At 72.5% G+C, this 25,514-nt stretch carries 20 protein-coding genes, 2 pseudogenes and 1 riboswitch; of the genes and pseudogenes, 9 read left to right on the forward strand and 13 right to left on the reverse strand.

All coding sequences use genetic code 11. The features are described from left to right. Window positions 1–96: 96 nt before the first annotated feature. A pseudogene (locus ACIBO1_RS06400) lies at window positions 97–774 on the forward strand (ATP-dependent DNA helicase); the annotation flags it as partial. Window positions 775–853: 79 nt separating this feature from the next. Here ACIBO1_RS06400 and ACIBO1_RS06405 read toward each other — a convergent pair. Then, window positions 854–2,152, reverse strand: a complete 1,299-nt coding sequence (locus ACIBO1_RS06405; protein ID WP_396741979.1) for an AI-2E family transporter — start codon at window positions 2,150–2,152, stop codon at window positions 854–856. 170 nt (window positions 2,153–2,322) lie between these two features. Here ACIBO1_RS06405 and ACIBO1_RS06410 point away from each other — a divergent pair, with 170 nt between their 5' ends. Both ACIBO1_RS06410 and ACIBO1_RS06415 read left to right on the forward strand, forming a co-directional pair. Further along, on the forward strand, window positions 2,323–2,661 hold the full coding sequence (locus ACIBO1_RS06410) for a GroES family chaperonin (protein ID WP_396741981.1): 339 nt from the start codon (window positions 2,323–2,325) through the stop codon (window positions 2,659–2,661). 143 nt (window positions 2,662–2,804) lie between these two features. Then, on the forward strand, window positions 2,805–2,972 hold the full coding sequence (locus ACIBO1_RS06415) for a hypothetical protein (RefSeq protein WP_162854396.1): 168 nt from the start codon (window positions 2,805–2,807) through the stop codon (window positions 2,970–2,972). Between the two features lie 16 nt (window positions 2,973–2,988). On the opposite strand, the gene ACIBO1_RS06420 is transcribed toward ACIBO1_RS06415, so the two are convergent. After that, the gene (locus tag ACIBO1_RS06420; RefSeq protein ID WP_396741983.1) at window positions 2,989–4,491 is read right to left on the reverse strand and encodes a PrsW family intramembrane metalloprotease; all 1,503 of its coding nucleotides are present in this window, start codon (window positions 4,489–4,491) and stop codon (window positions 2,989–2,991) included. An 18-nt stretch (window positions 4,492–4,509) separates the two neighbouring features. Beyond that, window positions 4,510–5,724 carry an aromatic acid exporter family protein gene (locus ACIBO1_RS06425; RefSeq protein ID WP_396742457.1) on the reverse strand — a complete coding sequence of 405 codons (1,215 nt, stop codon included), beginning with the start codon at window positions 5,722–5,724 and terminating at the stop codon, window positions 4,510–4,512. Window positions 5,725–5,899: 175 nt separating this feature from the next. Here ACIBO1_RS06425 and ACIBO1_RS06430 point away from each other — a divergent pair, with 175 nt between their 5' ends. After that, window positions 5,900–6,589 (forward strand): metal-dependent phosphohydrolase, encoded by a 690-nt coding sequence (locus ACIBO1_RS06430; RefSeq protein WP_396741985.1) that lies wholly within the window; start codon window positions 5,900–5,902, stop codon window positions 6,587–6,589. A gap of 48 nt (window positions 6,590–6,637) precedes the next feature. Here ACIBO1_RS06430 and ACIBO1_RS06435 read toward each other — a convergent pair. Continuing rightward, window positions 6,638–6,850: pseudogene (locus ACIBO1_RS06435) on the reverse strand (DUF4031 domain-containing protein); the annotation flags it as partial. Between the two features lie 23 nt (window positions 6,851–6,873). Between ACIBO1_RS06435 and ACIBO1_RS06440 the strand changes: the two are divergent. Continuing rightward, window positions 6,874–8,268 (forward strand): FAD-binding oxidoreductase, encoded by a 1,395-nt coding sequence (locus ACIBO1_RS06440; RefSeq protein WP_396741987.1) that lies wholly within the window; start codon window positions 6,874–6,876, stop codon window positions 8,266–8,268. A gap of 45 nt (window positions 8,269–8,313) precedes the next feature. On the opposite strand, the gene ACIBO1_RS06445 is transcribed toward ACIBO1_RS06440, so the two are convergent. After that, window positions 8,314–8,814, reverse strand: a complete 501-nt coding sequence (locus tag ACIBO1_RS06445) for a hypothetical protein (protein ID WP_396741989.1) — start codon at window positions 8,812–8,814, stop codon at window positions 8,314–8,316. A gap of 110 nt (window positions 8,815–8,924) precedes the next feature. Then, window positions 8,925–10,784 carry a glycerol-3-phosphate dehydrogenase/oxidase gene (locus ACIBO1_RS06450; RefSeq protein ID WP_396741991.1) on the reverse strand — a complete coding sequence of 620 codons (1,860 nt, stop codon included), beginning with the start codon at window positions 10,782–10,784 and terminating at the stop codon, window positions 8,925–8,927. Window positions 10,785–10,834: 50 nt separating this feature from the next. Here ACIBO1_RS06450 and ACIBO1_RS06455 point away from each other — a divergent pair, with 50 nt between their 5' ends. From ACIBO1_RS06455 to ACIBO1_RS06465, 3 genes are all read left to right on the forward strand, one after another. Beyond that, on the forward strand, window positions 10,835–13,426 hold the full coding sequence (locus ACIBO1_RS06455) for a S8 family serine peptidase (RefSeq protein ID WP_396741993.1): 2,592 nt from the start codon (window positions 10,835–10,837) through the stop codon (window positions 13,424–13,426). Between the two features lie 73 nt (window positions 13,427–13,499). Further along, window positions 13,500–14,441 (forward strand): GNAT family N-acetyltransferase, encoded by a 942-nt coding sequence (locus ACIBO1_RS06460; RefSeq protein ID WP_396741995.1) that lies wholly within the window; start codon window positions 13,500–13,502, stop codon window positions 14,439–14,441. A gap of 69 nt (window positions 14,442–14,510) precedes the next feature. Further along, window positions 14,511–14,750 carry a hypothetical protein gene (locus ACIBO1_RS06465; RefSeq protein WP_396741997.1) on the forward strand — a complete coding sequence of 80 codons (240 nt, stop codon included), beginning with the start codon at window positions 14,511–14,513 and terminating at the stop codon, window positions 14,748–14,750. 52 nt (window positions 14,751–14,802) lie between these two features. Here the strand turns inward: ACIBO1_RS06465 and groL are convergent, their stop codons facing one another. The 3 genes from groL to ACIBO1_RS06480 all read right to left on the reverse strand — a co-directional run bounded on the left by groL (window position 14,803) and on the right by ACIBO1_RS06480 (window position 18,462). After that, window positions 14,803–16,425 (reverse strand): chaperonin GroEL, encoded by a 1,623-nt coding sequence (groL, locus tag ACIBO1_RS06470; protein WP_350699293.1) that lies wholly within the window; start codon window positions 16,423–16,425, stop codon window positions 14,803–14,805. 273 nt (window positions 16,426–16,698) lie between these two features. Then, window positions 16,699–18,135, reverse strand: coding sequence for a hypothetical protein (locus tag ACIBO1_RS06475; protein ID WP_396741999.1), 1,437 nt, complete (start codon window positions 18,133–18,135; stop codon window positions 16,699–16,701). A gap of 126 nt (window positions 18,136–18,261) precedes the next feature. Continuing rightward, a complete protein-coding gene (locus ACIBO1_RS06480) occupies window positions 18,262–18,462 on the reverse strand; it encodes a cold-shock protein (protein WP_099852798.1) in 201 nt (66 codons plus the stop codon). A gap of 210 nt (window positions 18,463–18,672) precedes the next feature. On the opposite strand from ACIBO1_RS06480, the gene ACIBO1_RS06485 reads away from it, so the two are divergent. Continuing rightward, entirely contained in the window at window positions 18,673–19,203 is a 531-nt protein-coding gene (locus ACIBO1_RS06485; protein WP_396742002.1) for a GNAT family N-acetyltransferase, read from the forward strand. A gap of 1,011 nt (window positions 19,204–20,214) precedes the next feature. Here the strand turns inward: ACIBO1_RS06485 and paaN are convergent. The 4 genes from paaN to ACIBO1_RS06505 form a co-directional block, all read right to left on the reverse strand. Then, window positions 20,215–21,888, reverse strand: coding sequence for a phenylacetic acid degradation protein PaaN (gene paaN, locus ACIBO1_RS06490; protein ID WP_396742004.1), 1,674 nt, complete (start codon window positions 21,886–21,888; stop codon window positions 20,215–20,217). A 52-nt stretch (window positions 21,889–21,940) separates the two neighbouring features. Next, window positions 21,941–22,960: a GNAT family N-acetyltransferase gene (locus tag ACIBO1_RS06495; protein WP_396742006.1), complete on the reverse strand. Its 1,020-nt coding sequence runs from the start codon at window positions 22,958–22,960 to the stop codon at window positions 21,941–21,943. Window positions 22,961–23,242: 282 nt separating this feature from the next. Then, complete coding sequence (gene thrC, locus ACIBO1_RS06500; protein WP_396742008.1) at window positions 23,243–24,529, reverse strand: threonine synthase; 1,287 nt, start codon at window positions 24,527–24,529, stop codon at window positions 23,243–23,245. A gap of 9 nt (window positions 24,530–24,538) precedes the next feature. Continuing rightward, window positions 24,539–24,674, reverse strand: a riboswitch (SAM riboswitch). Window positions 24,675–24,869: 195 nt separating this feature from the next. Then, window positions 24,870–25,319 carry a DoxX family protein gene (locus ACIBO1_RS06505; protein WP_396742010.1) on the reverse strand — a complete coding sequence of 150 codons (450 nt, stop codon included), beginning with the start codon at window positions 25,317–25,319 and terminating at the stop codon, window positions 24,870–24,872. Window positions 25,320–25,514 lie beyond the last annotated feature (195 nt).

Below are 25,514 nucleotides of genomic sequence, written 5' to 3' on the forward strand. Positions count from 1 at the left end.
ACCCGTCGGCCCCGGACGGCGTCGGGCGGCGCGACGCCGGTCGACACCGGATCGGGCGGCGATCCCGCCGGGTCCACGGCCGAGGCGGCGACCGACTCCGGCGCGGGCTGGCGGTCGCTGGACGTCGGCTCCCCCTTCGACTACCCCCGCCAGGGCATCCTCTATGTGGCCGCGCACCTGCCCCGGCCCGGTGTCTCCGGGCTCCCGGACGCCGCCGGGGAGGAGTTGCTCTCACTGGTCACCGCGCTGGGCGGCCGTACGCTCGGGCTGTTCTCCTCCCGGCGGGCCGCGCAGCAGGCGGCGGAGTTGCTGCGGGCGCGCACCGACCTGCCCGTGCTGCTCCAGGGCGAGGAGGCGCTGCCGCTGCTGGTGCGCAGGTTCCGAGAGGAGCGGTCGAGCTGCCTGTTCGGGGTGATGTCGCTGTGGCAGGGAGTGGACGTGCCCGGTGACGCGTGCCAGTTGGTGGTGATCGACCGGCTGCCCTTCCCCCGGCCGGACGAGCCGCTGGCCGCCGCGCGGGCGGCGGCGGTGGACGCCCAGGGCGGCTCTGGTTTCGCCGCCGTCAGCGTTCCGATCGCGGCGGTACGCCTGGCCCAGGGGGTCGGGCGACTGATCCGGGCCACCGGTGACCGGGGCGTGGTGGCGGTGCTCGACTCCCGGCTGGAGACCGCCCGTGGCTACGGGCCGTTCCTGCGCCGTTCACTGCCGCCGTTCTGGTACACGACCCGGCGTGAGGTGGTCCAGGGCGCGCTGACCCGGCTCGCCGCCGACTGACGTCGGCTCGACCGCGCCGGGCAAGGCTGGGCCAGGCCGCGGACCCAAGCCGAGCCGGGCAGGGCCCGGCCACCGTCGGTCAGGGGGCGCGGGAGGCGACGACCACCGCGTCCGGCGGGGTGTCCGGCACGCGGCGTGCGGCGAGGCGGCGTACCGCCGTGTTGAGCACCGCGATCAGCGGCACGGCGACGAGGGCGCCGGTGATCCCGGCGAGCACCACACCGGCGGCCAACCCGATGATCACCGCGAGCGGGTGGATGGCCACCGCCCGGCCCATGATCAGCGGCTGGAGGATGTGCCCCTCCACCTGCTGCACGCCGATCACCACGCCGAGAATGATCAACGCGGTCACCGGACCGCTGTCGACCAGCGCGACCAGCACCGCCACGCCACCGGAGAGCGTGGCGCCGACGATCGGGATGAACGCGCCGAGGAAGACCAGCGCGGCCAGCGGGAACGCGAACGGGATGTCGAAGATGACGAGGAAGATCCCGATGCCGACGGCGTCGATGAAGGCGACCAGCACGGTGGCCCGGACGTAGGCGCCCAGGGTCGCCCAGGAGGCCCGACCGGCGTCGTCGACCTTCCACCGCGCCGCCACCGGCAACAGCCGGACCAGGAACCGCCAGATGACGGTGCCGTCGCGGAGGAAGAAGAACGCCGCGAAGAGCACCAGGACCGTACCGGTCAGCACCTCGGCCAGGGTCGCGGCGGTGGAGAGGGCGCCGCTGGTGAACCGCTCGGTGTTGTTGTTCACGAACTGCTGGATCTCCTCGATGTACCGGTCGAGGTCGTTGTCGGACAGGTGCAGCGGCCCGGTCTTGAGCCAGTCCTGGATCTGTTGCAGTCCCTGGGTCGACTTCGCGGCCAGTTCCGGGACGCCCTTGATGAACTCGTTGACCACCAGGGTCAACGTGCCGATCACCGCGGCCAGGCCGGCGACCAGCACCACCGCCGTCGCCAGCGACCTCGGGAACCGGGCCCGCAGCAGCCACCCGACGGCAGGGGCCAGCAACGCCGACAGCAGCAGGGCGACGGCGAGCGGAATGATCACGATGCTGATCGTGCTGACGACCTTCACCAGCGCCCAGAACACGACGCCGACCACGATCAGCCGCCAGGACCAGCCGGCGGCGATGCGTAACGCGTGCGGCACGTCCGCGTCGTCGCGGCTGGAGGTGGAGGCGGGCCCGGGCTCCGGTGACTCCTCGTCGACCACGGTGGCGGCCGACGTCGCGGCCGGACCGGGCCGCGACGGTGAGGCCGTGGCGGCCGGCTCCGGCACGTCCGGTGGCCGGTTCCGGGCGGTACGCACCGAATCCCGACCCGACTCGTACGCGCGACGCACGCGGCTGCGGATCCGCTCGAACCGGCTCACGGGCACCTCCAGGCAGATTTCGGCCCGCGCATGGGCGCCAGGGGCGGACAGGATACGTCCGACCGCTCCACGGTAGGGCAAACTTCCGCCACACATTGCCCCCACGGACGGCTGCCCAACCCGGGTGACCACCGGTGGTGCGTCGGAGGCGACACGGTAGCGTCTGCGGCGTGACAGCCGACCCGAATCTCGACTCCGGCCTGCCCATCCGGCTGCTGCACGACCGCGTGCTGGTGCGGGTGGACGGGAGCGAGGGCGAGCGCCGGTCCACCGCCGGCATCGTCATCCCCGCCACCGCAGCCGTGGGCAAGCGTCTGGCCTGGGCCACCGCCGTCGGAGTCGGGCCGCACGTACGCTCGATCGTCTCCGGTGACCGGGTGCTTTTCGACCCGGACGACCGCTCGGAGGTGGAGCTGCACGGGCGTGGCTACGTGCTGCTGCGCGAGCGTGACGTGCACGCGGTGGCCGCCGAGCGGGTCGAGGAGGACGCCACCGGGCTCTATCTGTGACCCCGGTGGCACCGAGACACCCGGCGACGGCAGCGCCCCTCGTGGGCTGCCCGACCATCCCCGAACGGCACTGACTCCGTCCGCGTCGTTTGCCACGCTCCCCGGCGGGAAGCCAGCCGCACCACCGGCCCTGGGGAGGGACGATGCCGGTATTCGTGAAGAAGGTGCTGGCCTGGGGCAGCCTCGCGTTCCTGATCTACTTCATGGCCTTCCGGCCGGAGGGCGCCGCCCAGATGTTCCGGTCGATCGGGGCGGCCCTGATGATGATGGCGCAGGGGCTCGGGGACTTCCTGACCAGCCTGATGGCCTGAACAGGCGCCCGCCCGCTCAGCGGTGGCCCGGCGGCCAGTGCGCGGGCGGGTGCTGCCCGTGCCAGCCGTACGGGCCGTACCCGGCGGGATAGGCGGGCGGCGGCGGGGGCTGCGGTGGCGCGAGCACCACCGGGATGGGCACCACCGGCTCCTCCGGTGCCTCGACCGCCCGCTGTGAGCCGTCCGGGAAGCGCAGGTGGTATCGCTGCCCGTCCCAGACACCCACCGGGGTCTGCGGGTCCCGGCCCACGAAGTACGACCGGTACAGGCTGATCGAGTCCAACAACTCCCGTTCCTCCCGTGCCGTCCGTTCCCGGTCGGCGGGCCGGCGGTCCAGGCCCCGCGTCGCGCCGTCGCGCAGCAGCGCCAGCCGGGTCGCCGCGAACTGGTAGCCGCGCATCGCCCGCAGCCCGGCCTCGCCACCCACGCGCTGCGCCCACACCCGGGCCGCGTGCCGCCGCCCGAGACTGCTCAGCGCCGCCACCTCCGGCGGGGTCAGCCACCCGGCCCGGACGTAGTCGGGCAGGACCCGCTCGGTGAGCCGACCCTCCCAGGCCCGCAGCCAGACCGCGAAGCCGACCATGCCGAAGAAGATCGGCACCATCACCCCGACGATGCCGACCACCGAGATCAGCACCTCGCCGGTGGCCTCGGCCAGCGTCGGCAGCAGGTTCCACGCGCCGTGCAGCATCATCGCCAGCAGCAGGCCGGCGACCGGGGCGAAGAAGCGGACCCGCCGGTCGGCCGACCGGGCGGCGATACCGAGACCGATACCGGCCAACGAGGTGAACAGCGGGTGGGCGAAACCGAACAGCAGGATCCGGCCGATGAAGATGGCGATGACCTGCTGTGCGCCGGTCGCCGGGCCGTACTGCTCGACGCCGGAGGCGTACCCGAGGCCGCCCAGGTAGAGGATGTTCTCCACCATCGCGAAGCCGATCGCGGAGAGTCCGCAGTAGACCAGTCCGTCGGTGATGCCCGACCACTCCCGCCGCCGGAAGATCAGCAGCAGGATCGGGCCGAGGGTCTTGGTCAGCTCCTCGATGAACGGTGCGACCAGTACCGCGGTCAGCCCGGCGGGCAGTCCCTGGTCGTCGAACCAGTTGGCGGCCGTCTCGTTGACCAGCAACGAGATCGACGTGGAGACGAAGGCGCCCCAGGCGAAGCAGAAGATCAGATACTTCAACGGCTCCGGTTCGTACCGGTCGAGCCAGAGGAAGCAGGCCACCAGCACCGGGACCGGCAGGATCGCGGCGGCCGTACCGACCAGCAACGCCTCCGTGCCGATGCTGGCACCGATGGTGAAGATGATGAAGATCGCGCCGACGGCGATCAGCAGGATCACCCCGGCCAGCACCAGGGCCCGCCGCCAGCGGAACCGGCGACGTGGCATGCCGGGCGCGCCGGGGCCACCGGGTGGCGCGCCGGGCACGGGAGGCGACGGCGGCAGGTATCCGCCGGACGGGGTGTCGGCCATGCGGTCAGCGTAGTCATGCCGAGCCCACCCGGCCCGGCGCATCGGCACCACGCCCCCGGCTCAGCCGACCGGGGGTGCGGTGGGCGCCTTGGCGGCCGGTTCCGGGCCGGCCGGAGCACCGGGCCGGTCCAGCTCACCGAAGGACTGCCGGACCAGCCGGTTCGCCTCCTCCTGGCTGATCCCCGAGGCCACCATCAGGTCGCTGGCGGTGGTACGCACCTGGGCGACCACCACGCTGCCGGAGAACCCGACCCCCTCCGCGTACGCCCGGCCGGCCTCGCTGACCGCGCGCAGCGACCGTTCCCGGGCCTGCTCGGGCTCCTCGCCCTGGGCGAACTCCTTCTTGAGCAGGCGGACCGACTCGGCGAGGTGCGCGACCGCGTCCGGCATCGGCCCCGGGACCGGTTCGTCGTCCTCGATCAGGGTGACGGCCCGCCGGATCAGCGTGCCGCTGTTGCGCATCGCCCGGTCGATCGGCTCGGCCGCCTCGGCGTAGTGGGTCAGTTCGCTGCGCCGGTGCCAGCGCGCCGGGGAGAGCAGGGCCGTCTCCTTCGCGCCCTCGATCGCCTCGGTGAGTGCGGACAGCTCCTCCTTGTTGTCCCGCAACCGGTCCAGCGCCTGCTGGATCCGGTCGCGGTCCCGGTCGCGCAGTCCGTCGGCGGCGTGGTCGAGCTGCTCGGCGAGCAGGTCCAGGGCCGGCCGGGCGGCGCGGTTGAGCACCCGTAGCGGGTTGAGTGGCAGCAGGACGGCGGTGACCAGCAACGCGATGCTGCCGCCGACGAGCGCGTCGATGAACCGGGGGATCTCCAGGTCCTCGACCGACGGGCTGAGCGTCGCGATCAGCACCGCGGTGGCCGCCGCCTGGATGACGATGGCGACGCTGCCCCCGGCGAAGATGGTGAGCAGGATCGCCGAGGTGACGATCAGTCCGAGCTGCCACGGACCGGTGCCCAGGAAATAGACCAGCAGGTCGCCGACGAACACCCCGACACCCACCCCGATGATCAGCTCGGCGGTCCGACGGAACCGTTGGCCCACCGAGACGGCGAGGGTGCCGACCGCCGAGATCGGCGCGAAGACCGGCTGCGGGTTGCCCAGCAGTTCGTGCGCGGCCACCCAGGCCAGCCCGGCCGCGAGACCCGCCTGGAGGGCCAGGGCGAGCGACATCCGCACCCGGTGCAGGCGGTCCTTGAGGGTCGCCTTGCCCCGGTGGTGCAGTTGCGCGACCGTCTCCGCGATCCGCTGCGTGTCCACGTCCGACAGGCCGTCGCGCATGCGGTTGCCGCGCAGCAGGCGCAATCGTCGGTCCCGGGCCACCGCCATGGCCGCGACTACCCACGGCACGACCGGACATTCCTCGCCGACTAGGTGCACCCTCCCGTCGGGTGACGGTCGGTGCGTCGGGAACACCGGGGACGGGACGCCCACCCGGTGCGGCAGACTCGTCCGGGTGACCGGGCTGATCGAACGCTGGCGTGCCGCCGCCCGCTCGGCGGGCGCGACCACGCCGACGGCGGTGGACGACGCCGGGGCCGAGCTGCTCGCCCGGTGGCGGGAGCCGCACCGCCACTACCACACCGTCGACCACCTGACCGCCGTGCTGGACGTCGTCGACCGGTACGCACCGGCCGCGTCCCGACCCGACCTGGTCCGGCTCGCCGCCTGGTGCCACGACGCGGTGTACGACCCCCGGGCACCCGGCGACCGCAACGAACGCGACAGCGCGGCGCTCGCCGAGGTCCTGCTCACCCGGGCCGGGCTGCCCGCCGCCGAGGTTGCCGAGGTCGGCCGGTTGGTCCTGCTCACCGCCGGGCACGCGGTGGACCCGGCGGACGCCGACGGTGTGCTGCTCTGCGACGCCGACCTGGCGGTGCTGGCCGCACCGGAGCCGGAGTACGACAGGTACGCCGCCGCGATCCGCCGGGAGTACGCCCACGTGCCGGAGCCGGACTACCGGGTCGGTCGGGCCCGGGTGCTCGCCGGCCTGCTCGCCCTGCCCGCGCTGTTCCGGTCAGCTCCGCTGGCCGACGCCGGACAGGCGCGGGCCCGGGCCAACCTGAGCCGCGAACTGACCGCCCTGACCGGCCGGGATCCGGGCGGCGAGGTGTTTGGGGCGGCGCAGTCCGGTGGCCCGCAGTAGCCGGACCAGTTCGCGGCTCGGCACCACCTGCGCACCGAGCCAGACCGCCATCGCGAAGCGCTCCGCCGGGATGTCGTAGTGGTCCCGGTCGAAGCCGCGCCGGGGAGCGCCAAGCGTCTCGGCGAAGGCGTGCAGCTCGGCGACGGAGACGTCACTGATCAGGTGGGACCAGAGACGACCCCGCGCCGGCCAGGCCGGCCGGTCCACGTAGATCACGGCAGCCACGGTACCCGGCGGCGACCCGAAGTTGATGATCACCATCGGCCGGTCGTAGCCTCGGCCCCATGGCCAGCCTCCTCGACGACCTCCGCGCCGCGCTCGGCCCGGACGCGGTCCTCACCGACCCTGACCTGCTGCGCGGGCACGAGCGGGACGAGGCCGACCTGTGCGAGTCCGGCACGCCGCTGGCGGTGGTCCGGCCGCGCCGCACCGAGGAGGTGGCCGCCGTGGTCCAGGCGGCCGGGCGGCACGGCGTACCGGTGGTGCCGCAGGGCGCGCGGACCGGGCTGGCCGGTGCGGCGAACGCCGTCGCGGGTGCGGTGGTGCTGAGCACCGTGGCGATGGACGCGATCCTGGAGATCGACCCGGTGAGCCGGATCGCAGTGGTCCAGCCCGGCGTGGTCAACGCGGCGCTCAGCGCGGCCGTGGCCGCGCAGGGCCTGTGGTACCCGCCGGACCCGGGCTCCTGGGAGTCCTCCACGATCGGCGGCAACGTCGCCACCAACGCGGGCGGCATGTGCTGCGTCAAGTACGGCGTCACCACCGAGTACGTGCTCGGCCTGGAGGTGGTGCTCGCCTCCGGCGAGGTGCTGCGCACCGGCCGGCGTACCGCCAAGGGGGTGGCCGGGTACGACCTCACCCGGCTCTTCGTCGGCTCCGAGGGCACCCTCGGGGTGATCACCGAGGTGACCGTGGCGTTGCGGCCCGCCCCGGCGGAGTCGTTGACCCTGGTGGCGGTCTTCGGCTCCACCACCGAGGCGGGCGACGCGGTGGCCCGCGTGGCCGCCCGTGGCCTCTCCCCCAGCCTGCTCGAACTGCTCGACCGCACGCACCTGGTGGCGATCGAGGCGTACCGGCCGATGGGGCTGCGCACCGACGCCGAGGCGCTGCTGCTGGCCGCCGTCGACACCGGTCCCCGCGCCCCCGAGGACCTGGCCGAGTTGGCCGCCGTCTGCACGGACGCCGGTGCCGCCGAGGTGTACACGGCCACCGACGCGGTGGAGGCCGCCGCCCTGCTACAGGCCCGACGCCTGGCCCACCCGGCGATGGAAAAGTACGCCTCGGACACGTACCCGGGCGGCAACGGCGGCCTGATCATCGACGACGTGGCGGTGCCCCGGGCGGCGCTGGCCGCGCTGCTCGACGGGGTCGCCCGGATCGCCGCCGAGTGCCGGGTGCCGATCGGTGTGGTCGGTCACGCCGGTGACGGCAACATGCACCCCAACATCGTGGTCGACCGGGCCGATCCGGCCAGCCTGGAACGGGGCCGGCGGGCCTTCGACGAGATCATGCGGCTCGGCCTGGCACTCGGCGGCACCTGCACCGGTGAGCACGGCGTGGGGCTGCTCAAGCGGGAGTGGCTGGCCCGCGAGATCGGGCCGGTGGGCGTCCGGGTGCATCAGGCGATCAAGGACGCACTCGACCCGTCCGGGCTGCTCAATCCCGGCAAGGTGCTCTGAGCGGCACGATGCTCGTTCCCGGCGAGGTGCTCCGGGCGGGCGGCCTCAGCCGACCATCTCGGCCGGGGTGTTCTGGGTGAGCAGCAGCAGGATCTCCTCGGCCACCTCGGGGCGTTCCTCACCGGGGCAGTCCTGCGAGGTGATCAGACCCGCCGAGGTGAGCAGGCTGGACGTCAACGCGCCGACGCAGGTGACCCGGTAACCCCGGGCCTCGTCGGTCTCCTTCGCCAGCCCCGGATCGGCGAGCAGCTGCTGCAACCGCTCGCGGTGCTCCTCGCTGAGCGTGCCGGTCGAGGTGACGCCGTCGCCGGCACAGTCGATGCACTCCCACCGGCCGTCGGGGGCCACGTTCAGGGTGCGCAACGGACCGTCGCTGCCGAGGTTCTGCAACAGGCTGACCCGCCCCTGGCCGCTGGTCGCGGCGCCGCCGGCACCGGGCTGGTCGGCGGTCGACCCGCTCGCCGACGTCTCCGGTTCGGCGCGCTGGCCGAACGGGGCGCATCCGCTCAGGGCGACCATCACCAGGATGGTGACGGGCAGGGACACGAGCCGTGACCAGGGTTGCGCTATCACGCGCGGAACTTACCTTACCGTAGGTAGGGCACGGAACCGTCCGGACGGACATCCACCGCGCCCGATCTCCAGAATGGACACGGTCAGCGCGGCAGCCCGGCCGCGCCGTCGTCGGCGCCACGGTCCGCCGGGTAGCCGCGCACGTCCGGCGCGCCCAGCCGGGCGGCGTCGGCGGTCGCGTCGTCCGGCATCAACTGGGACTGCCGCTCCGCCTCCACCCGCGCCCGGTAGTGCGTCACCTCGCGCTCCCGGCGGGCCGCGTCCCAGCCCAGCACCGCGCCCATCAGCTCGGCCGCGTGCTCGGCCGACTCCAGCCCCCGGTGCGCGGTCTCGAAGGAGATCCGGGTACGCCGGGTGAGCACGTCCTCCAGGTGCAGCGCACCCTCGGCACGGGCCGCGTAGGTCACCTCCGCCGCGAGGTACTCCGGCGCGCCGGCCAGCGGGGACGCCTGCAACGGGTCGGCGTCGATCAGGGCGAGCAGGTCCAGAGTCAGGCTGCCGTAGCGTTCCAACAGGTGCTCAACCACCCCGACCGGCACCCCGTGCCGACGGGCCAGGTCGGCCCGGTCCCGCCACATCGACGCGTATCCGTCCGCGCCGAGCAACGGCAGGTCGGCGGTCCGTGACGGGCGTTGCGTACCGAGCCGGTGGGCGGCCCGGTCGACCACGTCCGACGCCATCACCCGGTACGTCGTGTACTTGCCGCCGGCCACCAGCAACAACCCGAGCATCGGCTCGATGACGGCATGCTCCCGGGACAGCTTCGAGGTGGAGTCCGCCTCACCGGCCAGCAACGGGCGCAGCCCGGCGTAGACGCCCTCGATGTCGGCCGTGGTCAGCGGCCGGTCCAGCACCGTGTTCACCTGCCGCAGCAGGTAGTCGATGTCGCTGGCGGAGGCCGCCGGATGCGAGCGGTCCAGTCGCCAGTCGGTGTCCGTGGTGCCGATGATCCAGTGCCCGCCCCAGGGGATCACGAACAGCACACTGCGAGCGGTACGCAGGATCAGCCCGGTCTCGCCGGTGATCGCCGAGCGGGGCACCACCAGGTGCACCCCCTTGGACGCCCGGACCCGGATACCGCGCCGCAGCCCGACGTCGTCCAGCATCCGCGACATGTCGTCGGTCCACACGCCGGTGGCGGCGATCACGGTGCGGGCGCGTACCTCGAACTCGCCCTCCGGGGACCCGGCCGGTGCCTCCAGGTCGCGGACCCGTACCCCGGTCACCTCGCGGGCCTGCCGGATCAGCCCGACCGCCCGGGCGCTGCTCACCACCGTCGCGCCCAGGCTCGCCGCGGTGCGGGCCAGCGTCACCACCAGGCGGGCGTCGTCCACCTGGCCGTCGTAGTAGCGGATCGCACCGGCCAGTCCCTCGGTGCGCAGGCTCGGGAAGACCCGGCGGGCACCCTCGCGACTCAGGTGCCGGTGCAGCGGCATGCCCCGGCCGCCGCCGAAGAGACCCGCGAAGACGTCGTACGCGGCCACTCCGGCGCCGTAGTACGCCCGGCGCAGCACCCGGGCCGGAAGATCGCGTACGCCCTGCCCGGCGGGGAGCGGCACCAGGATCGGCACCGGACGCACCAGGTGCGGCGCCAACCGGGTGGCCAGCAGCCCCCGCTCGGTGAGCGCCTCGTGCACCAGGTTGAACTCCAACTGCTCCAGGTAGCGCAGGCCGCCGTGGATCAGCTTGCTGGATCGGCTGGACGTGCCGGCCGCGAAGTCGCGGGCCTCGACCAGGGCCACCTTCAGCCCACGGGAGGCCGCGTCGACGGCCGCACCGGCTCCGGTCACGCCACCGCCGATGACCAGTACGTCGAAGCGCTCGGCCCGTAGCCGACGCAGGTCGTCGGCCCGGCGGGCGGGCGAGAGCTGGCCGGCAACGGATCGCAAGACGTGGGGATCGCGCACCCGTCCACGGTAGCCGCAGCGATCACCTGGTGGCATGCGACGGCCGCCCGGGACGGCCGGTGGAAGCCGGACCGTAAGGTGTGCGGATGCGTGACGATCACTTGACGTCCGGTGACGCCGGCAGTCCCTGGGCCGTTGTCGCAGCGGTGCTGGTCGGTGGCGTGACGGTCACCATCGCCCTGCTGACACAGGCCGGTGGTTGGCTGGTCGACCAGGTGCTGCTGCTCAGCGGGCTGGACCGGTTCGTGCCGCTCTGGCCGCTCGCCAGCCTGTTCGCCGTGCTCCTGATCGGTGCCGCCACGCTGCCGCTGGCCCTGGTCCCCCGCTCGACCACGATCCGCGCCACCGGCCGGGTCTGGCTGGCGGCGACGCTCGCGATGGGCGTACTCGGGCTGCTGCGGACGATCCCCCCGGTGCACCACGAGGCGTACCTCGCCGCACTGGCCGTGACCGCCGCGCTGCTGGCGCTGCTCGCGCACCGGCTCTCCCCCCGTCTGGCCCCCGCTCCCCGCCGCGCCCGCCCCGGGCCGCTTTCGCCGCCCGGTTGGCCCACGACACCGCCCGGCTGGCCCACCCCGCCGCCGGGATGGCCCAGCACGCCGCCGGGTCCGCCCGGGGCGGGGCCGGAGTCGCCCGGAGAGCAGCCGGTCGCTGCTCCGGTCAGCGATCGTTCCGGACCGGTTGATGATCCGTCGGACGCGGTCGGGCCCGACCGGGCCGCGCCGCCGGCTCCCCGGCCGACCGTGGTGACCCTGCTCGGCATCGCGGGTGGGCTGGTCCTGCTGATGCCCTGGGTCCGGTTCGGCGCGCTCGGCGGGCTGCTGGAGACGCTGCTGGCCGGGCTGGCCGCCGCCGCCGTGGGAGCGCTGGCCGGCGAACTGCTGGACGCCCGCTTCTGGGGCCGCCACGAGGTCGGCGAGCCGCCCCGACCGGCCCGGCTGGTACTGCTCGGCGGGCTGGTCGCCGGGGTGGTGCTGCTGCTGGTCGGCGCCGGTACCGGCCAGTCGGGTGCCCAGTTGCCGCTGCTGCTGACCCTGCCACCGGCCGGCTTCGCGCTGGCCGCGCTGCGGGCCCTGGCCCGGCGAACCGACCGGCGGCACGGTCGCCTGCCCACCGCCTGGCTGGTCGGGCTGGGCGTCTTCGGTCCGTTGGCCTTCACCGACCCGGAGGAGGTCACCCTGCTGCTGTCGGGCAGCCGGGACATCCCGTTCTGGGTGGCCGTCACCACCGGTGCCGGGCTCCTCATCGCGCTGCTGCTCTCGACCGCGTACGCGCTGGTGCTGGCCCGGCCCTCGGCACGCCCGCCGCGCCGGGCCACGGCCTGGACGACCGCCGTGGTGATGCTGCTGACGGTCGGCGTCGGAGGCGTCGTCGCCGGCCAGCCGGGGCTGCACGGGGAACGGTTGTTCGTGGTGCTGCGCGAGCAGGCCGACCTCACCGGCCTGCCGGCCGGGGCGGGCAAGGCGGGCCGGGACGCCCGCGCCGAAGAGGTCTACCGGCGGCTGGTCGACACCGCCGAGCGGACCCAGGCCGACCTGCGCCGGGATATGCGCCGCCTGCGGCTCGACCACACCGCCTATTACCTGGTCAACGCGATCGAGGTGGACGGCGGGCCGGTCACGCGGGCCTGGTTGTCGACCCGGCCCGAGGTGGCGAGGGTCCTGGTCAGCCAGCGGTTGCGCCCGCTACCGGTGCCGGACGGCACGACGCGTGGCGACGCGTCCGCGCCGACCGGACCACCCTGGAACATCACCATGATCGGTGCGGACCGGGTCTGGTCCGAGCTGGCGGTGACCGGCGCCGGGGTGACCGTGGGCAGTTCCGACTCCGGGGTGGACGCCGCGCACCCGGCGCTGACCCCGGGCTTCCGGGGCGGCGACGACTCGTGGTTCGACCCGTGGAACGACACCCGTACGCCGACCGACCGCAGCGGGCACGGCACCCACACGGCGGGCAGCGCCGTCGGGCGGGGCGGCATCGGCGTGGCACCGGGAGCGCAGTGGGTGGGCTGCGTCAACCTCGACCGCAACCTGGGCAGCCCCGCCGCGTACCTGGACTGTCTCCAGTTCATGCTGGCGCCCTTCCCGCCGGGCGGCGACCCGTTCGCGCAGGGACGCCCGGCCCGGGCCCCGGAGATCCTGACCAACTCGTGGGGCTGCCCGTCGATCGAGGGCTGCGATCCCCGGACGTTGCTGCCGGCCGTCGACGCGTTGGAGGCCGCCGGGATCCTCGTGGTGGCCGCCGCCGGCAACACCGGACCGTACTGCCGCTCCATCCAGGACCCGCCGGCCCCGTACCCGGACGTGCTGACGGTCGGCGCGGTGGACGAGCGGCGGCGGGTCACCGACTTCTCGTCCCGAGGTCCCACCCCGTCGGGCGTGCACAAGCCGGACCTGGTGGCGCCGGGTGCGGACATCCTCTCCGCGATGCCCGGGGGCGGTTACGCCGCGCTCGCCGGTACGTCCATGGCGACCCCGCAGGTGGCGGGCGTGGTGGCGTTGATGTGGTCGGCCAACCCGCAGCTCGTCGGTGACCTGGACCGGACCCGGCGGATCCTGCGCGAGACGGCCACCCCGATCGACGCCCCGAGCGGCTCCCGCAACTGCGGCGGTACGGCGAACGTGGCCGGCGCCGGGCTGGTCGACGCGTACGCCGCCGTCGAGGCCGCCCGGGACTGACGCCGGATCGCGGCCTGACACCAGACTGATCGCGGCCTGACACCGGACTGGTCGTGATCTAGGGTCGGCAGACATGGACGGGACCACCATCGTCGAGTTGACCGTCGAGCGGGCCGCCGAGGTGGTGGACCTGTGCCGCCGGGCGCTCGACCTGCCGGAGGACGCGGCCGAGGCGGAACCGCTCGTGGCGACGCTCTGGCACCGGGCCGCCGCCGACCGGCCGGTGCGGGTGTTCGGCGCGTACCGGGAAGATGCCCTGGTCGGCGTCCTGATCGGGTCGCGCTCCGGCGAGGCCGGGCACGTGGACCTGCTGGCGGTGGCCCCGGAGGTACGCCGTCAGGGGGTGGCTCGGGCCCTGCTCGGGCACGCCGAGCGGATGCTGGCCGAGTCGGGTGCGGTCGAGATGGTGCTCGCCGGGAACCCGCCGCACTACGGCTGGCCCGGCATCGACGTCCGCTACACCCCGGCGATCTGTCTCGCGCTCGCGCTCGGCTACCGCCAGGACGGCACCGCCTGGAACATGACCGCCGACCTGTCGTACGACTCGTCGCCCGCCCTGCGCTCCACCGAAGCCGCCGAGACCCGGCTGGCCGGGCAGGGCGTGACCGTACGCCGGGCCGAGTCGAGCGACCTGCCGGCGCTGGCCGCGTTCGCGCGTACGACCTTCGGCGGGGCGTGGGACGCCGAGCTGGCCGGTTCGGTGGGCCGTCCCGACGCCGGCTGCCACCTGGCCGAGCGCGACGGTGAGCTGCTCGGCTTCGCCGCGTACGGGTCGTCCCGGCCGAGCTGGTTCGGGCCGATGGGCACCGCGCCCGCCGCCGAGGGGTCGGGGATCGGCGGTGTCCTGCTCCGTCGCTGCCTACGGGACCAGCGGGCGGCCGGCGTCGAGTTCGCGCAGATCGGCTGGGTCGGGCCGGTGCCGTTCTACTCGGGCAGCGCGGGTGCCCGGATCGAGCGGGTCTTCTTCCTGTACCGCAGGGCGCTCGGCAGCCGGAACGAGTCAACCGGCTCATAGCCGCCGATAGCACCGTTCACCCACCGCGGTCATCGACGCCCCCTACGGTTTTGCATAGAGGAGGCAGCCATGACCACGGATGACGAGCAGACCCGGGACACCCTGGCGGTGCCACTGGTCGCGGTTCCCGAACTCCCGGCCCAACTGCCGATCGACCGGCTGGACTACGGCGACGCCGAGCAGTTGGCGGAGATGAGCGGGGCAGCCGAAGCACCCGAGGAGCCGCTCATCCTGGTCGACGAACCGGCACCGCACCGCCCACCGTACGACCGGGCGCAGCGGCGCGACGAGCGGCCGCTACCGACATAGGAAAAGGGCGGACCGCTGACGCGGCCCGCCCTTTCCGGTGTTGGAGCTGGACTCAGAAGTCCATGTCCCCGCCACCCGGACCAGCCGGGGCGGCCGGGGTCTTCTCCGGCTTGTCCGCCACGACGGCCTCGGTGGTGAGGAACAGCGCGGCGATCGACGCGGCGTTCTGCAGCGCCGAGCGAGTCACCTTGGCCGGGTCGATGATGCCCGCGGCCAGCAGGTCCACGTACTCACCGGACGCGGCGTTCAGGCCGTGGCCGGCGTCGAGGTTGCGGACGCGCTCGACGACGACGCCACCCTCCAGGCCGGCGTTGACGGCGATCTGCCGCAGCGGGGCGTCCAGCGCGATCTTGACGATCTGCGCGCCGGTCGCCTCGTCGCCGGCCAGGTCCAGCTTGTCGAAGGCGGTCTTGCCGGCCTGTACCAGCGCGACACCACCACCCGGGACGATGCCCTCCTCGACGGCGGCCTTGGCGTTGCGGACGGCGTCCTCGATGCGGTGCTTGCGCTCCTTGAGCTCGACCTCGGTGGCCGCGCCGACCTTGATCACCGCAACACCGCCGGCCAGCTTGGCCAGGCGCTCCTGCAGCTTCTCCCGGTCGTAGTCGGAGTCGCTCTTGTCGATCTCGGCCCGGATCTGGTTCACCCGGCCCTGGATCTGCTCGGCGTCACCGGCACCGTCGACGATGGTGGTCTCGTCCTTGGTCACCACGACCTTGCGGGCGCGGCCCAGCATGTCGAGACCGGCGGCGTCCAGCTTGAGGCCGACCTCCTCGCTGATGACCTGGCCACCGGTGAGGATGGCGATGTCGGTCAGCATGGCCTTGCGGCGGTCACCGAAGCCCGGCGCCTTGACGGCGACCGACTTGAAGGTGCCCCGGACCTTGTTGACCACCAGGGTGGCCAGGGCCTCGCCCTCCAGGTCCTCGGCGATGATCAGCAGCGGCTTGCCCGACTGCATGACCTTCTCCAGGATCGGGAGCAGGTCCTTGACCGACGAGATCTTGCTGTTGGCGATCAGGATGTACGGGTCGTCGAAGACGGCCTCCATACGCTCCGGGTCGGTCATAAAGTAGGCCGAGATGTAGCCCTTGTCGAAGCGCATGCCCTCGGTGAGCTCCAGCTCCAGCCCGAAGGTGTTGCTCTCCTCGACGGTAATGACGCCTTCCTTGCCCACCTTGTCCATCGCCTCGGCGATGATCTCACCGACGGTGTTGTCACCGGCGGAGATGGAGGCGGTGGAGGCGATCTGCTCCTTGGTCTCGACGTCCTTGGCGAGCTTCAGCAGCTCCTCCGAGACGCTGGCCACGGCGGTCTCGATGCCCCGCTTCAGGGCCATCGGGTTGGCGCCGGCGGCCACGTTGCGCAGACCCTCGCGAACGAGAGCCTGGGCCAGGACGGTCGCCGTCGTCGTGCCGTCACCGGCCACGTCGTCGGTCTTCTTGGCGACCTCCTTGACCAGCTCGGCGCCGATCTTCTCGTACGGGTCCTCGAGCTCGATCTCCTTGGCGATGCTCACACCATCGTTGGTGATGGTGGGGGCACCCCACTTCTTCTCGAGCACGACGTTGCGGCCCTTGGGGCCGAGGGTCACCTTCACGGCGTCGGCGAGCTGGTTCATGCCCCGCTCAAGGCCACGGCGAGCCTCTTCGTCGAACGCGATCATCTTGGCCATACGGCGTTGTCCTCCTGGACACTCACGGACCAGCCGGGGTGTGCCCCGGACGGGCCGTCTGGTGTACGCACCTTGGGACGTCGCCACCTGGCGACGGCGACGTCTCCTCGGCCGGGCCGGATAGCCCGCGACGACCGGCCACTGCCCCGCCCGGGGTCGTCCCCCGAGTGCGGCGGTGGCCCCACCGTCCCGACCAATTGGCACTCACGCCATGCGAGTGCCAATGACTTGTTTAGCACTCTGCCCTGCCGAGTGCAAGCACGACCGCCGCGATCAGCCGAGTTCGTGCGCCAGTTGGGCGTCGTTCACCGGACCCTCGTGTGCCCGCTGCTCGGCGTACGTGACGACCAGCCCGACCAACTGGGCGAGGTGGGCCGGCAGGGTCAGCAGCGCCGTCATCACCGTCACCACGACCGTGCCCACGGTCACCATCCGGGTGTCCATCGGACCGGTGCCGATCGACAGCAGCGCCGCCTGCTCGATCATGGCCGCGGCCAACGACACGGCGATCACCGCGCCGATCACCAGCGCCAACCGGCCGAGCAGCAGGCCCAGCCGCTGCCGCAGCATCTGGTGCGAACGGCCGATCGGGTTGTCCCGCTCGAACAGGTAGACCGGGCCGACCATCGCCAGCGCGAACACCGCGTAGATGCCGGGCAGGAAGCAGAGGCAGAGGCCGAACAGCACGATCATGCCGAACAGCAGGGTCCAACCCCAGAGCCCGAGCGCCCGCCGGAGCCCGTAGCGCAGGGCCGTGCCGAGGTCGACCGGGGCACCCGCCGCCTGCCGGGCGATCACCCAGGTGCCGGCGGCCCACCCCACGCACTGCGCCAGGCTGGCGATCAGACCCGCCCCGAACAGGCTGCCCACCCACACGAAGGCGTCAGCCCAGAACCCGGTGGGCAGCACGGCGCTGTCGCCGGCGAGCTGGTCCTCCCAGCGCGCGGTGGGGTCGATCACCAACCCGAGCACCGCCACCACCATCGCCGGCAGCACCTGCGTGATCAGAACGATCGGCAGCAGCACCGGCCAGCCCCGACGAACCGCGCCGACACAGCGCGCGTACCAGCCACCCACCCCGGCACCGGGCGGATTCACCAACGGGCTGGCCGGGTCGAGGCCGTGCCCCGGGTACCCACCGTAGGGCGACGTCGGATAGGGCTGACCGGGATAGGGCTGACCGGGATAGGGCAGCGGCCCCCCGACCTGACTCGGGTACGGCTGACCGGGATAGGGCTGACCCGGATATGGCTCACCCGGATAGGGCTGACCCGGATCGGGCGCTGGTGCACCCGGCTGGCCGGGCACGCCGGACTCGGGGCCACCGCCCCACGGCGCGGCGGCCGCCGACCCCACACCCGGGGCCGGAGCGGGCTCGCCCGAGACGCCCGGCCCCGGCGACACCACGGACGGCTCACCGGCACCCGGCGGCGAGACCGACGCCGTCGGGTCAGTCGGTGGCGTCGGGGCCGTCGGGTCGACCGGCGGCGTCACGGATCCGGCCGACTGCGGGTAGGGGGCGGTGGGGTCGACCGGTGGCCGCCCGTCGCCCCGCTCGGTGGACCGATCAGGCTCGTTCGCGGATGGGTCGGGCCCGGTGGCGACTGAGTCGGGCTCGTTCACCAGCGGGGTCGGCTCGTTCGCGGGCGAGGGCCGGTCCGGCTCGTCGGGGGACGAGGACGGACCCGCCGGGGGCGGCTGGTCGGACATGGACGCTCCTCAGCGATGGCTGGATCGGCCCATGATCTTCCCTGGTCGGCCCCGGCGCCGCAGCCCTGCATCGGCCACGTTCCCAAAACCCCGTCCGACGATCAGCCGGCGAGGTCCGGGGTGTGCTCAGATGACGCGTACCCGCTCGGCCTGGGGGCCCTTCTGGCCCTGGGCGATCTCGAACTCCACCCGCTGGCCGTCGTCCAGCGCCTTGTAGCCGTCCATCTCGATCGCGGAGAAGTGGACGAAGACGTCCTGCCCGCCGTCGACGGCGATGAAGCCGTAGCCCTTTTCGGCGTTGAACCACTTCACGGTGCCCTGTGCCACGGTGTTGTCCTCACTCTGCGCGGCGTACCACAACTCCGGGCACCGGCACGCCGAGCACCCGAAGACCACCGGTTTCAGCGATCCGCGACGACCCCGAAAACGGTGACCGAAATCGCACGGTACACGAGGCGTGACGACCGCGCACGACCACAAATCGGGCGTATTCCGACTGACGGCATCGCCGTACGTCATTGTGGTAAGCATGCCGACATGACCAGCGCCATCGACGGGACCGGCACCCTGCGGGCGGACGTCCGCCGGGTCGAGCCGACGGACGCCGCCCGGATGCGGGCCCTCCGGCTGGAGATGCTCGCCGACGCCCCGCTGGCTTTCCTGGAGACCATCGCGGAGGCCGCCGCCCGCCCGCACGCCGAGTACGCCGCCCGGATCGCCCAGGTCTCGGCCGGCACCCACACCGCCCAGTTCGTGGCGGACCCCGGCGGCCGGCTGGTCGGGCACGCCGGCGGCGTCGCCCACCCCACGGAACTCGCGGTCACCGTGGTCTACGCGGTCTACGTCACCCCGACGTGGCGCGGCACGGGCCTGCTCGGGGACCTGATCGAAGCGGTGGGTGCCTGGTCCCGAGACTGCGGGCGGCGCGAACTGATGCTCGAAGTCGTGGTGGGCAACGACCGCGCGTTCCGCGCCTACCAACGGATCGGCTTCGCCGACACCGGGGTACGGGTGCCGCACCCCACCGTCCCCGCCCTCCGCGAACTCCAGATGCGTCGCCGGGCGTAGTCGGCGGTCGTTCAGGGGTGTCCGGGCGGCCCACCGAGGTCGGGGTGAGGGCTTCCGGGCAGCCCACCGTGGTCGGGGTGAGGGTGTCCGGGCAGTCCACCGTGGTCGGGGTGAGGGCTTCCGGGCAGCCCACCCTGCTCCGGGCGGTCAGGCTTGATCCCTCCGCAGGGTGGGCTGCCCGGAAACCCGACCAGGTCCGGCTGCCCCCGTGGACTTGCCCTGGGTCGGGCCGCCCACTGGCCACTCCCTGCTCGCCCGCTGCCTGCTCGTTTCCAACCCCGGCTCGGCCTGGCCCTCCAGGCCCAACTCCCGCTCAGCCCGACTCCTGCTCGGCGACGACGGTCGCGGGGTAGCGGACCGGCCAGGCTGTCCCAGCGGATGCGGCGCATGCCTAGTCCCCTGCGCCGCCTTTGCTCTGCTTCAACCCGCGCAACGAACAGGGCGATCCGTTCCTCCTGACAGATACCGCACTGGCAATGCCCTGACAATTGCCCAGAACCAGCACGTTCTCCCGGAAGTGTTGCGTGGAATGAAGCAGAGCAAAGGCGGCAGGCTGGAGTACCGCCGGCACCCCGCCCCAGCCCTTCCCGACCCGGCCCGAAACCCAGCCCGCCCGACCCAGCCCGGCCCGACCGACTCGGCGCGAGCAGAGCCGAGCAGAGCCGAGCAGAGCCGGCCCAGCCCAGCCCAGCCGAGCCCAGCCGAGCCCAGCCGAGCCCAGCCGAGCCCAGCCGAGCCCAGGCGAGGCGAGGCGAGGCGAGGCTGAGCAGAACCCGGGTCCCGGGCCACCGCACGACGCGAACGACAACCCTGCCCCGTCCGCCGATCAGCTCAGCTCATGCTCCGACGGTGACTCACCGGGGTTCCGGGGCAGCCCGACCCGCGCAGGGATCAAGCCTGACCGCCCGGAGCGGGTCGGGCTGCCCCGGAACCCCACCACCGCAAGCACCCGGAACCCCACCACCGCAAGCACCCAGAACCCCACCACCGCAAGCACGAAGCACACCCCCCTTAGGCGTGCCGCCGGCTCTGCACGATGCGGAAGCGGTTGGCGACGTACGCGCCGTCGGTGAGCGCCGAGTTCGCCGCCGCGTTCGCCCCGCTTCCGTGGAAGTCGGAGAACGCCGCCGACTGGTTCACGAAGACGCCGCCGGTGAGGTTGCCGGACAGGTGCACCCCGACCTCGATCGCGGTGGTCTCGGCGGCGTCCAGCACCGCCTCGTCGGTGGAGTAGACGGCGGCGGTGAGCGCGCCCTTCTCCCCCACGGTCACGCGGAGGATGTCGAGGCTGTGCGCGGTGGAGTCGGTGGCGATGGCGAAGGAGATGGGTCCGAACCACTCCCGCGAGTAGGTCGCGGTCTCGCTCGCGTCCAGCTTGACGACCGCTGGCGTACGGACCACCGCGTCCGGGAACGACGGGTGCGTGACGGTACGCGACTCCAGCACCGGCGTACCGACCTTGGTGACCTCGTCGAGGCGGTCCAGGACGCCGTCGTTGACGATGGCGCCGGTCAGCTCGACCCCGCGCGCCGGGTCGGCGGTGAGCTTGCCGACCGCGGCGGCGATTCCGGCGGCCACCTCGTCGAAGCTCTTGTGTCCCTGGTCGGTGTCGATGCCGTCCCGGGGGATGAGGATGTTCTGCGAGGTGGTGCACATCTGGCCGCTGTAGAGCGTCAGGGTGAAGCCGAGGTTGCGGCACATGCCGGCGAAGTCGTCGGTGGAGTCGACCACGACGGTGTTGAGCCCGGCCTTCTCGGTGTAGACCGCCGCCTGCCGGGCGTTGGCCTCCAGCCAGTCGCCGTACTCGGTGGAACCGGTGAAGTCCACGATCTTGACGGCCGGGTGCAGGGCCAGGGTGGAGGCCAGCTTCTCGCCGGGTGCCTCGGGGGCGAGCAGGACCAGGTTCGGGTCGAAACCGGCCTCGGCGAGCACCTCTCGGGCGTAGCGCACCGTCACGGCCAGCGGGAGTACCGCGCGCGGGTGCGGCTTGACCACCACCGGGTTGCCGGTGACCAGGGACGCGAACAGTCCGGGGTACGAGTTCCAGGTCGGGAACGTGTTGCAGCCGATGACCAGGGCGACGCCGCGCGGCACCACGTGGAACGTCTTGGTCATCCGCAGCGGGTCGCCCTTGCCTGCGGCCTTCTCCCAGGCGGCGGTCCCGGGGTGCCGGGTCATCTCCGCGTACGCGTAGGCGACGGCCTCCAGCGCCCGGTCGAGCGCGTGGGCGCCGCCGGCCTGGAAGGCCATCACGAACGCCTGTCCGCTGGTGAACTGCACGGCGTTGGCCAGTTCGAAGACGTGCTTGTGCAGCCGCGCGAGGATCTCCAGGCAGACCCCGACCCGCGCCTGCGGACCGGCGTCCCGCCACGCGGGCAGCGCCGCAGAGGCGGCGGTGACGAGCTGGTCGGCGGTGGCGTGCGGGTAGCGGACGTCCAGCGGGACGCCGAACGGGCTGGTCTCGGTCGCGACCCGGTCGCCGTCGCCCGGCTGGTCGAGCGGGAAGTCTCCACCCAGGTACGCCTCGAAGGCGGCCTTGCCGTCGGCAGCCGCGGTCTCGCCGTACACCCGGGGGCTGGGTGATTCCGGATAGGCGGACCAGTACCCGCGCTCCGTGATCGCGGTCAGCGCGCGGTCGAGGGTGTCGGCGTGCCTGTCGTAGAGGGGGTGCGGGGTCTCCGTCATGCCCGCCATCATGCAACAGGAAGCCCCGGGATCAGTAGGGGCGTGTCACACCTCAGACGTCGAGCTGCCAGTTGCTCCACCGGTCCATCACCCGGAAACCGAGCTGCTCGTTGATCGTGATCATGTGATCGTTGCTGTCCGCGTTGAAGGTGTCGATCACCTGGACGGCGGGCTCGTGGGCGAGCAGGTGACGAAGGTTCTCGATCTTCGTGAGCAGGCCGAGGCGGCGCCCCCGGTGCTCCGGGTCGACGATGGTGATCTGTTGGAAGGCGTGCCAGTCGGCGGTCGGTGACATGTCGAGCAGGGTCCAGGCGACCAGTCGACCGGACTCCCGGTGCCGTACGCCCGCGTGGTAGCGCCGCTTGCCGCGCGCTTCGAGCGCCCGCTCGGTGCCGCGTACCCGCTCCGCGTCGACCTGCTCGGGCTCCCACGCCAGGTCACCCATGGGCGCGTCGGCCAGCAGTCGCCCGTCCAGGTACGCGACGTCAGCGATCAGGTCGTCCGGCGTGTTCCCGCGCCAGAACAGCACCTCGTAGCCGGTGGCCCGGGACCGGGCGTCGGCGAGCAGCGTGTCCAGTGCGGCCTGGTCCAGCTCGGCGATGTGCAGTCGCCGCCGTACGTCGGCCAGGGCGTCGACCGCGCCGACGGTGGCGGCGAACCGGGTGGCCGGGGCGGGTTGGTCGGGATCCTCGCGCAGGTGCGCCCGGCTCATCGCGCTGACCCGTTTGCGTCCGCGCTCACGCAGCAGGCGCAGGCCGCGCTCGAACAGCGCCCGACCGACTCCCCGGCGGCGATGGTCCGGATGCACGACGAGTTCGGCGGAGGCGTTCTCGGTGTTGTCCAGCTGCGGCAGGTCGAGCAGCAGGTAGCCGGCGGGGACGCCGTCGACGTGGGCCAGCAGGGCGAGCGTCTCGGTGCCCGGCATCGGTTGGTGGAACAGCGAGGTGAACCGCTGCCGGCTGAACGGGGGGTAGTCCGGCAGGTCGGTGGCGGAGTAGTCGGCGCCGACCCGGAACGCCTGCTCGATGGCCGACTCGTCGTCGGCACCGAAGGAGGTGATGGTGATGGCCATGTCCGCAGCCTGCGCGACGACGAACGAAGGGGCCAGCGATTATTCGCCGGCCCCTTCGGAAAGCTTGGTCGGGAGGGACGATCGCACAACGCCTCCGGCGCTGGGTCGTAAAGACTGAAAGTCTACGGCGAAACGCCCTCCCGCACGAAGCATCTTGCGCCGCCCGGTTCCTGCCGTCAAGTACTCGACGGCGTGTTTTCTGCACTCACCGCTAAAAGCCCGTTACCCGGCGGATCGGTCGGCGTGCAACATGCCACCCGGTCGACGGGCTCGCGGTGTGCCTCAGCCGAGCAGTCCGGCGTCGCGGGCGGCCCGCAGCGAAGGCTTGATCCGGTGGGTCGGCCCGACCTCGCCCGCGACGGCGTCGAGCGTCTTGAGCCCCTCGCCGGTGTTGTAGACCACCGTCTCGGCGGTCGGGTCCAGCTTTCCGGACTCGACCAGCTTGCGCAGCACCGCGACGGTCACCCCGCCGGCCGTCTCGGCGAAGACCCCGGTGGTACGCGCCAGCAGCCGCACGGCGGCCCGGATCTCGTCGTCGTCGGCGTAGTCCATCCAGCCACCGGTACGGCGGACCGCCTCCAGGGCGTACAGGCCGGCGGCCGGGTCACCGATGTTGAGCGACTTGGCGATCCCGGTCGGCTTGACCGGGGTGATGGTGTCGCCGCCGCCGTGCAGGGCGGTGGCGATCGGGTTGCAGCCGGCCGACTGGGCGCCGAAGACCTTCCACCCGCCGGCCGGTGCCTCGACCAGGCCGATCTCGACCAGCTCGCTGAACGCCTTGTCGACCTTGGTGAGCAGTTCGCCGGAGGCCATCGGGATGACCACCTGGGCCGGGATCCGCCAGCCGAGCTGCTCGGCGACCTCGTAGCCGAGCGTCTTGGAGCCCTCGGCGTAGTACGGCCGGACGTTGACGTTGACGAAGGCGGTGTCCTCGAACTCGTCGGTCTCCACCAGCTCGCCGCAGAGCCGGTTCACGTCGTCGTACGAGCCGTCGATGGCGACCAGTTCACCGCCGTAGACGGCGGTCGTCACGACCTTGCCCTGCTCCAGGTCACTGGGGATGAAGACCACCGACGGGGTACCGGCCCGGGCCGCGTGGGCGGCGACGGAGTTGGCCAGGTTGCCGGTGGAGGCGCAGGCGAACCGGGAGAAGCCGAGTGCCCGGGCGGCGGTCAGCGCGACCGAGACGACCCGGTCCTTGAACGAGTGGGTGGGGTTGGCGCTGTCGTCCTTGATCCAGAGCGGGCCGGTGATGCCCAGCTCGGCGGCGAGCTGGTCGGCCGCGACCAACGGCGTGAAACCGGGGTCCAGGGTGACCCGGGTGGCCGGGTCCTGGCCGGCGGGGAGCAGCGCCGCGTAGCGCCAGATGTTCTGCGGGCCCGCCTCGATCTGCTCGCGGGTCACGGTGGCGAGGGCCGCCGGGTCGTAGTCGACCTCCAGCGGGCCGAAACACTCGTAACAGGCGTGCTGTGCGGCCAGCGGGTAGCGCGCGGAACAGGCACGGCAGACCAGGGCGCGGGCGGGGCTGGCGGTGGTGTCGATCCCGGTAGGGGCGAGCGTCGACGTCATGTCCGAGTCCTCTCATCTTCCCCCACATCGCACCCTGCGGCGGGGACGGAATTGGCACCTGCCCCACGGGACGCTCAGCGATGAGCGCGTGGGGTGGTTGCCGGGGCGTCGTCGGGCCGTATCCCTCAGCCCCTCTGGATGAGGTATTCAGTTGTGCCGCCGAGTCTAGGCAATCCCGGCGCGCTCGTCAGCGTTCGATCTCAGCCTGTGAGCGATTCCTCACCGCCGCCACCGCCTGAAAGACCGCGACGACCCTGGACCGGAGAGGCTCCGGCGGTGCCGGAGGAGACCCGGTCCAGGGTCGCGCACGAGCGTCGGCCTGGTCGCCGCACCAGCCGGATCAGGCCGGTACGGACCTGCGTTCGGCCGCCTTCACGTCCAGTGCGGCCCCGCTGCGCTGGCGCAGCAGGTTGTCCACCGCCCAGCTACCCGGACCGAGCACCGCGATCAGCAGGAACGACCAGCAGAACAGCACGGACAACTCGCCGTGGTTGCGCAGCGGCAACAGCGCCTCGGGCTGGTGGACCACGAAGTAGGCGTAGGCCATCGAGCCCGACGCCAGCAGGGCCGCCGGTCGGGTGAAGAGGCCGACGAGCACGAGGGCGCCGCAGACGGCCTGGATCAGCGCGGCCCACCAACCTGGCCACGTGCCGAGCGGGACGGCTTCACCGCTCCCCCGGGCACCGCCGAAGACGCCGAACAGGGACGACAACCCGTGACAGAGAAACAGCAGGCCGATGACCATGCGGAACAGGGACAGGGCCGGCCCGCCGAACCGGTCAGTACGCATTCCGGAACCTCCATTGTGGATGGACGAGGGCATCCAGAATGCGGGACTGATAAATATTTGTCGATGCAATCTCTTCTTTTGGGAACGCTCCCACATCGATGGTAGCGACTGGAACTTCCAAAGAAACCCCCCGCGACGATGATCCTTTTGGTCACCCTCGGTAAGTTCCCCTGTACACGGTCGACACATGACGGC

This window comes from Micromonospora sp. NPDC049903 (assembly GCF_044460945.1).
GTDB lineage: Bacteria > Actinomycetota > Actinomycetes > Mycobacteriales > Micromonosporaceae > Micromonospora.

Coding starts and splice junctions, on each gene's coding strand:
- ACIBO1_RS06415 (WP_162854396.1), top strand. CDS start 2,805: ATGCCGGTATTCGTGAAGAAGGTGCTGGCCTGGGGCAGCCTCGCGTTC.
- ACIBO1_RS06440 (WP_396741987.1), top strand. CDS start 6,874: ATGGCCAGCCTCCTCGACGACCTCCGCGCCGCGCTCGGCCCGGACGCG.
- ACIBO1_RS06505 (WP_396742010.1), bottom strand. CDS start 25,319: ATGCGTACTGACCGGTTCGGCGGGCCGGCCCTGTCCCTGTTCCGCATG.
- ACIBO1_RS06455 (WP_396741993.1), top strand. CDS start 10,835: ATGCGTGACGATCACTTGACGTCCGGTGACGCCGGCAGTCCCTGGGCC.
- ACIBO1_RS06450 (WP_396741991.1), bottom strand. CDS start 10,784: ATGCCACCAGGTGATCGCTGCGGCTACCGTGGACGGGTGCGCGATCCC.
- ACIBO1_RS06425 (WP_396742457.1), bottom strand. CDS start 5,724: ATGCGCGACGGCCTGTCGGACGTGGACACGCAGCGGATCGCGGAGACG.
- ACIBO1_RS06420 (WP_396741983.1), bottom strand. CDS start 4,491: ATGCGCCGGGCCGGGTGGGCTCGGCATGACTACGCTGACCGCATGGCC.
- ACIBO1_RS06460 (WP_396741995.1), top strand. CDS start 13,500: ATGGACGGGACCACCATCGTCGAGTTGACCGTCGAGCGGGCCGCCGAG.
- paaN (WP_396742004.1), bottom strand. CDS start 21,888: ATGACGGAGACCCCGCACCCCCTCTACGACAGGCACGCCGACACCCTC.
- ACIBO1_RS06485 (WP_396742002.1), top strand. CDS start 18,673: ATGACCAGCGCCATCGACGGGACCGGCACCCTGCGGGCGGACGTCCGC.
- ACIBO1_RS06465 (WP_396741997.1), top strand. CDS start 14,511: ATGACCACGGATGACGAGCAGACCCGGGACACCCTGGCGGTGCCACTG.
- ACIBO1_RS06475 (WP_396741999.1), bottom strand. CDS start 18,135: ATGTCCGACCAGCCGCCCCCGGCGGGTCCGTCCTCGTCCCCCGACGAG.
- ACIBO1_RS06495 (WP_396742006.1), bottom strand. CDS start 22,960: ATGGCCATCACCATCACCTCCTTCGGTGCCGACGACGAGTCGGCCATC.
- groL (WP_350699293.1), bottom strand. CDS start 16,425: ATGGCCAAGATGATCGCGTTCGACGAAGAGGCTCGCCGTGGCCTTGAG.
- thrC (WP_396742008.1), bottom strand. CDS start 24,529: ATGACGTCGACGCTCGCCCCTACCGGGATCGACACCACCGCCAGCCCC.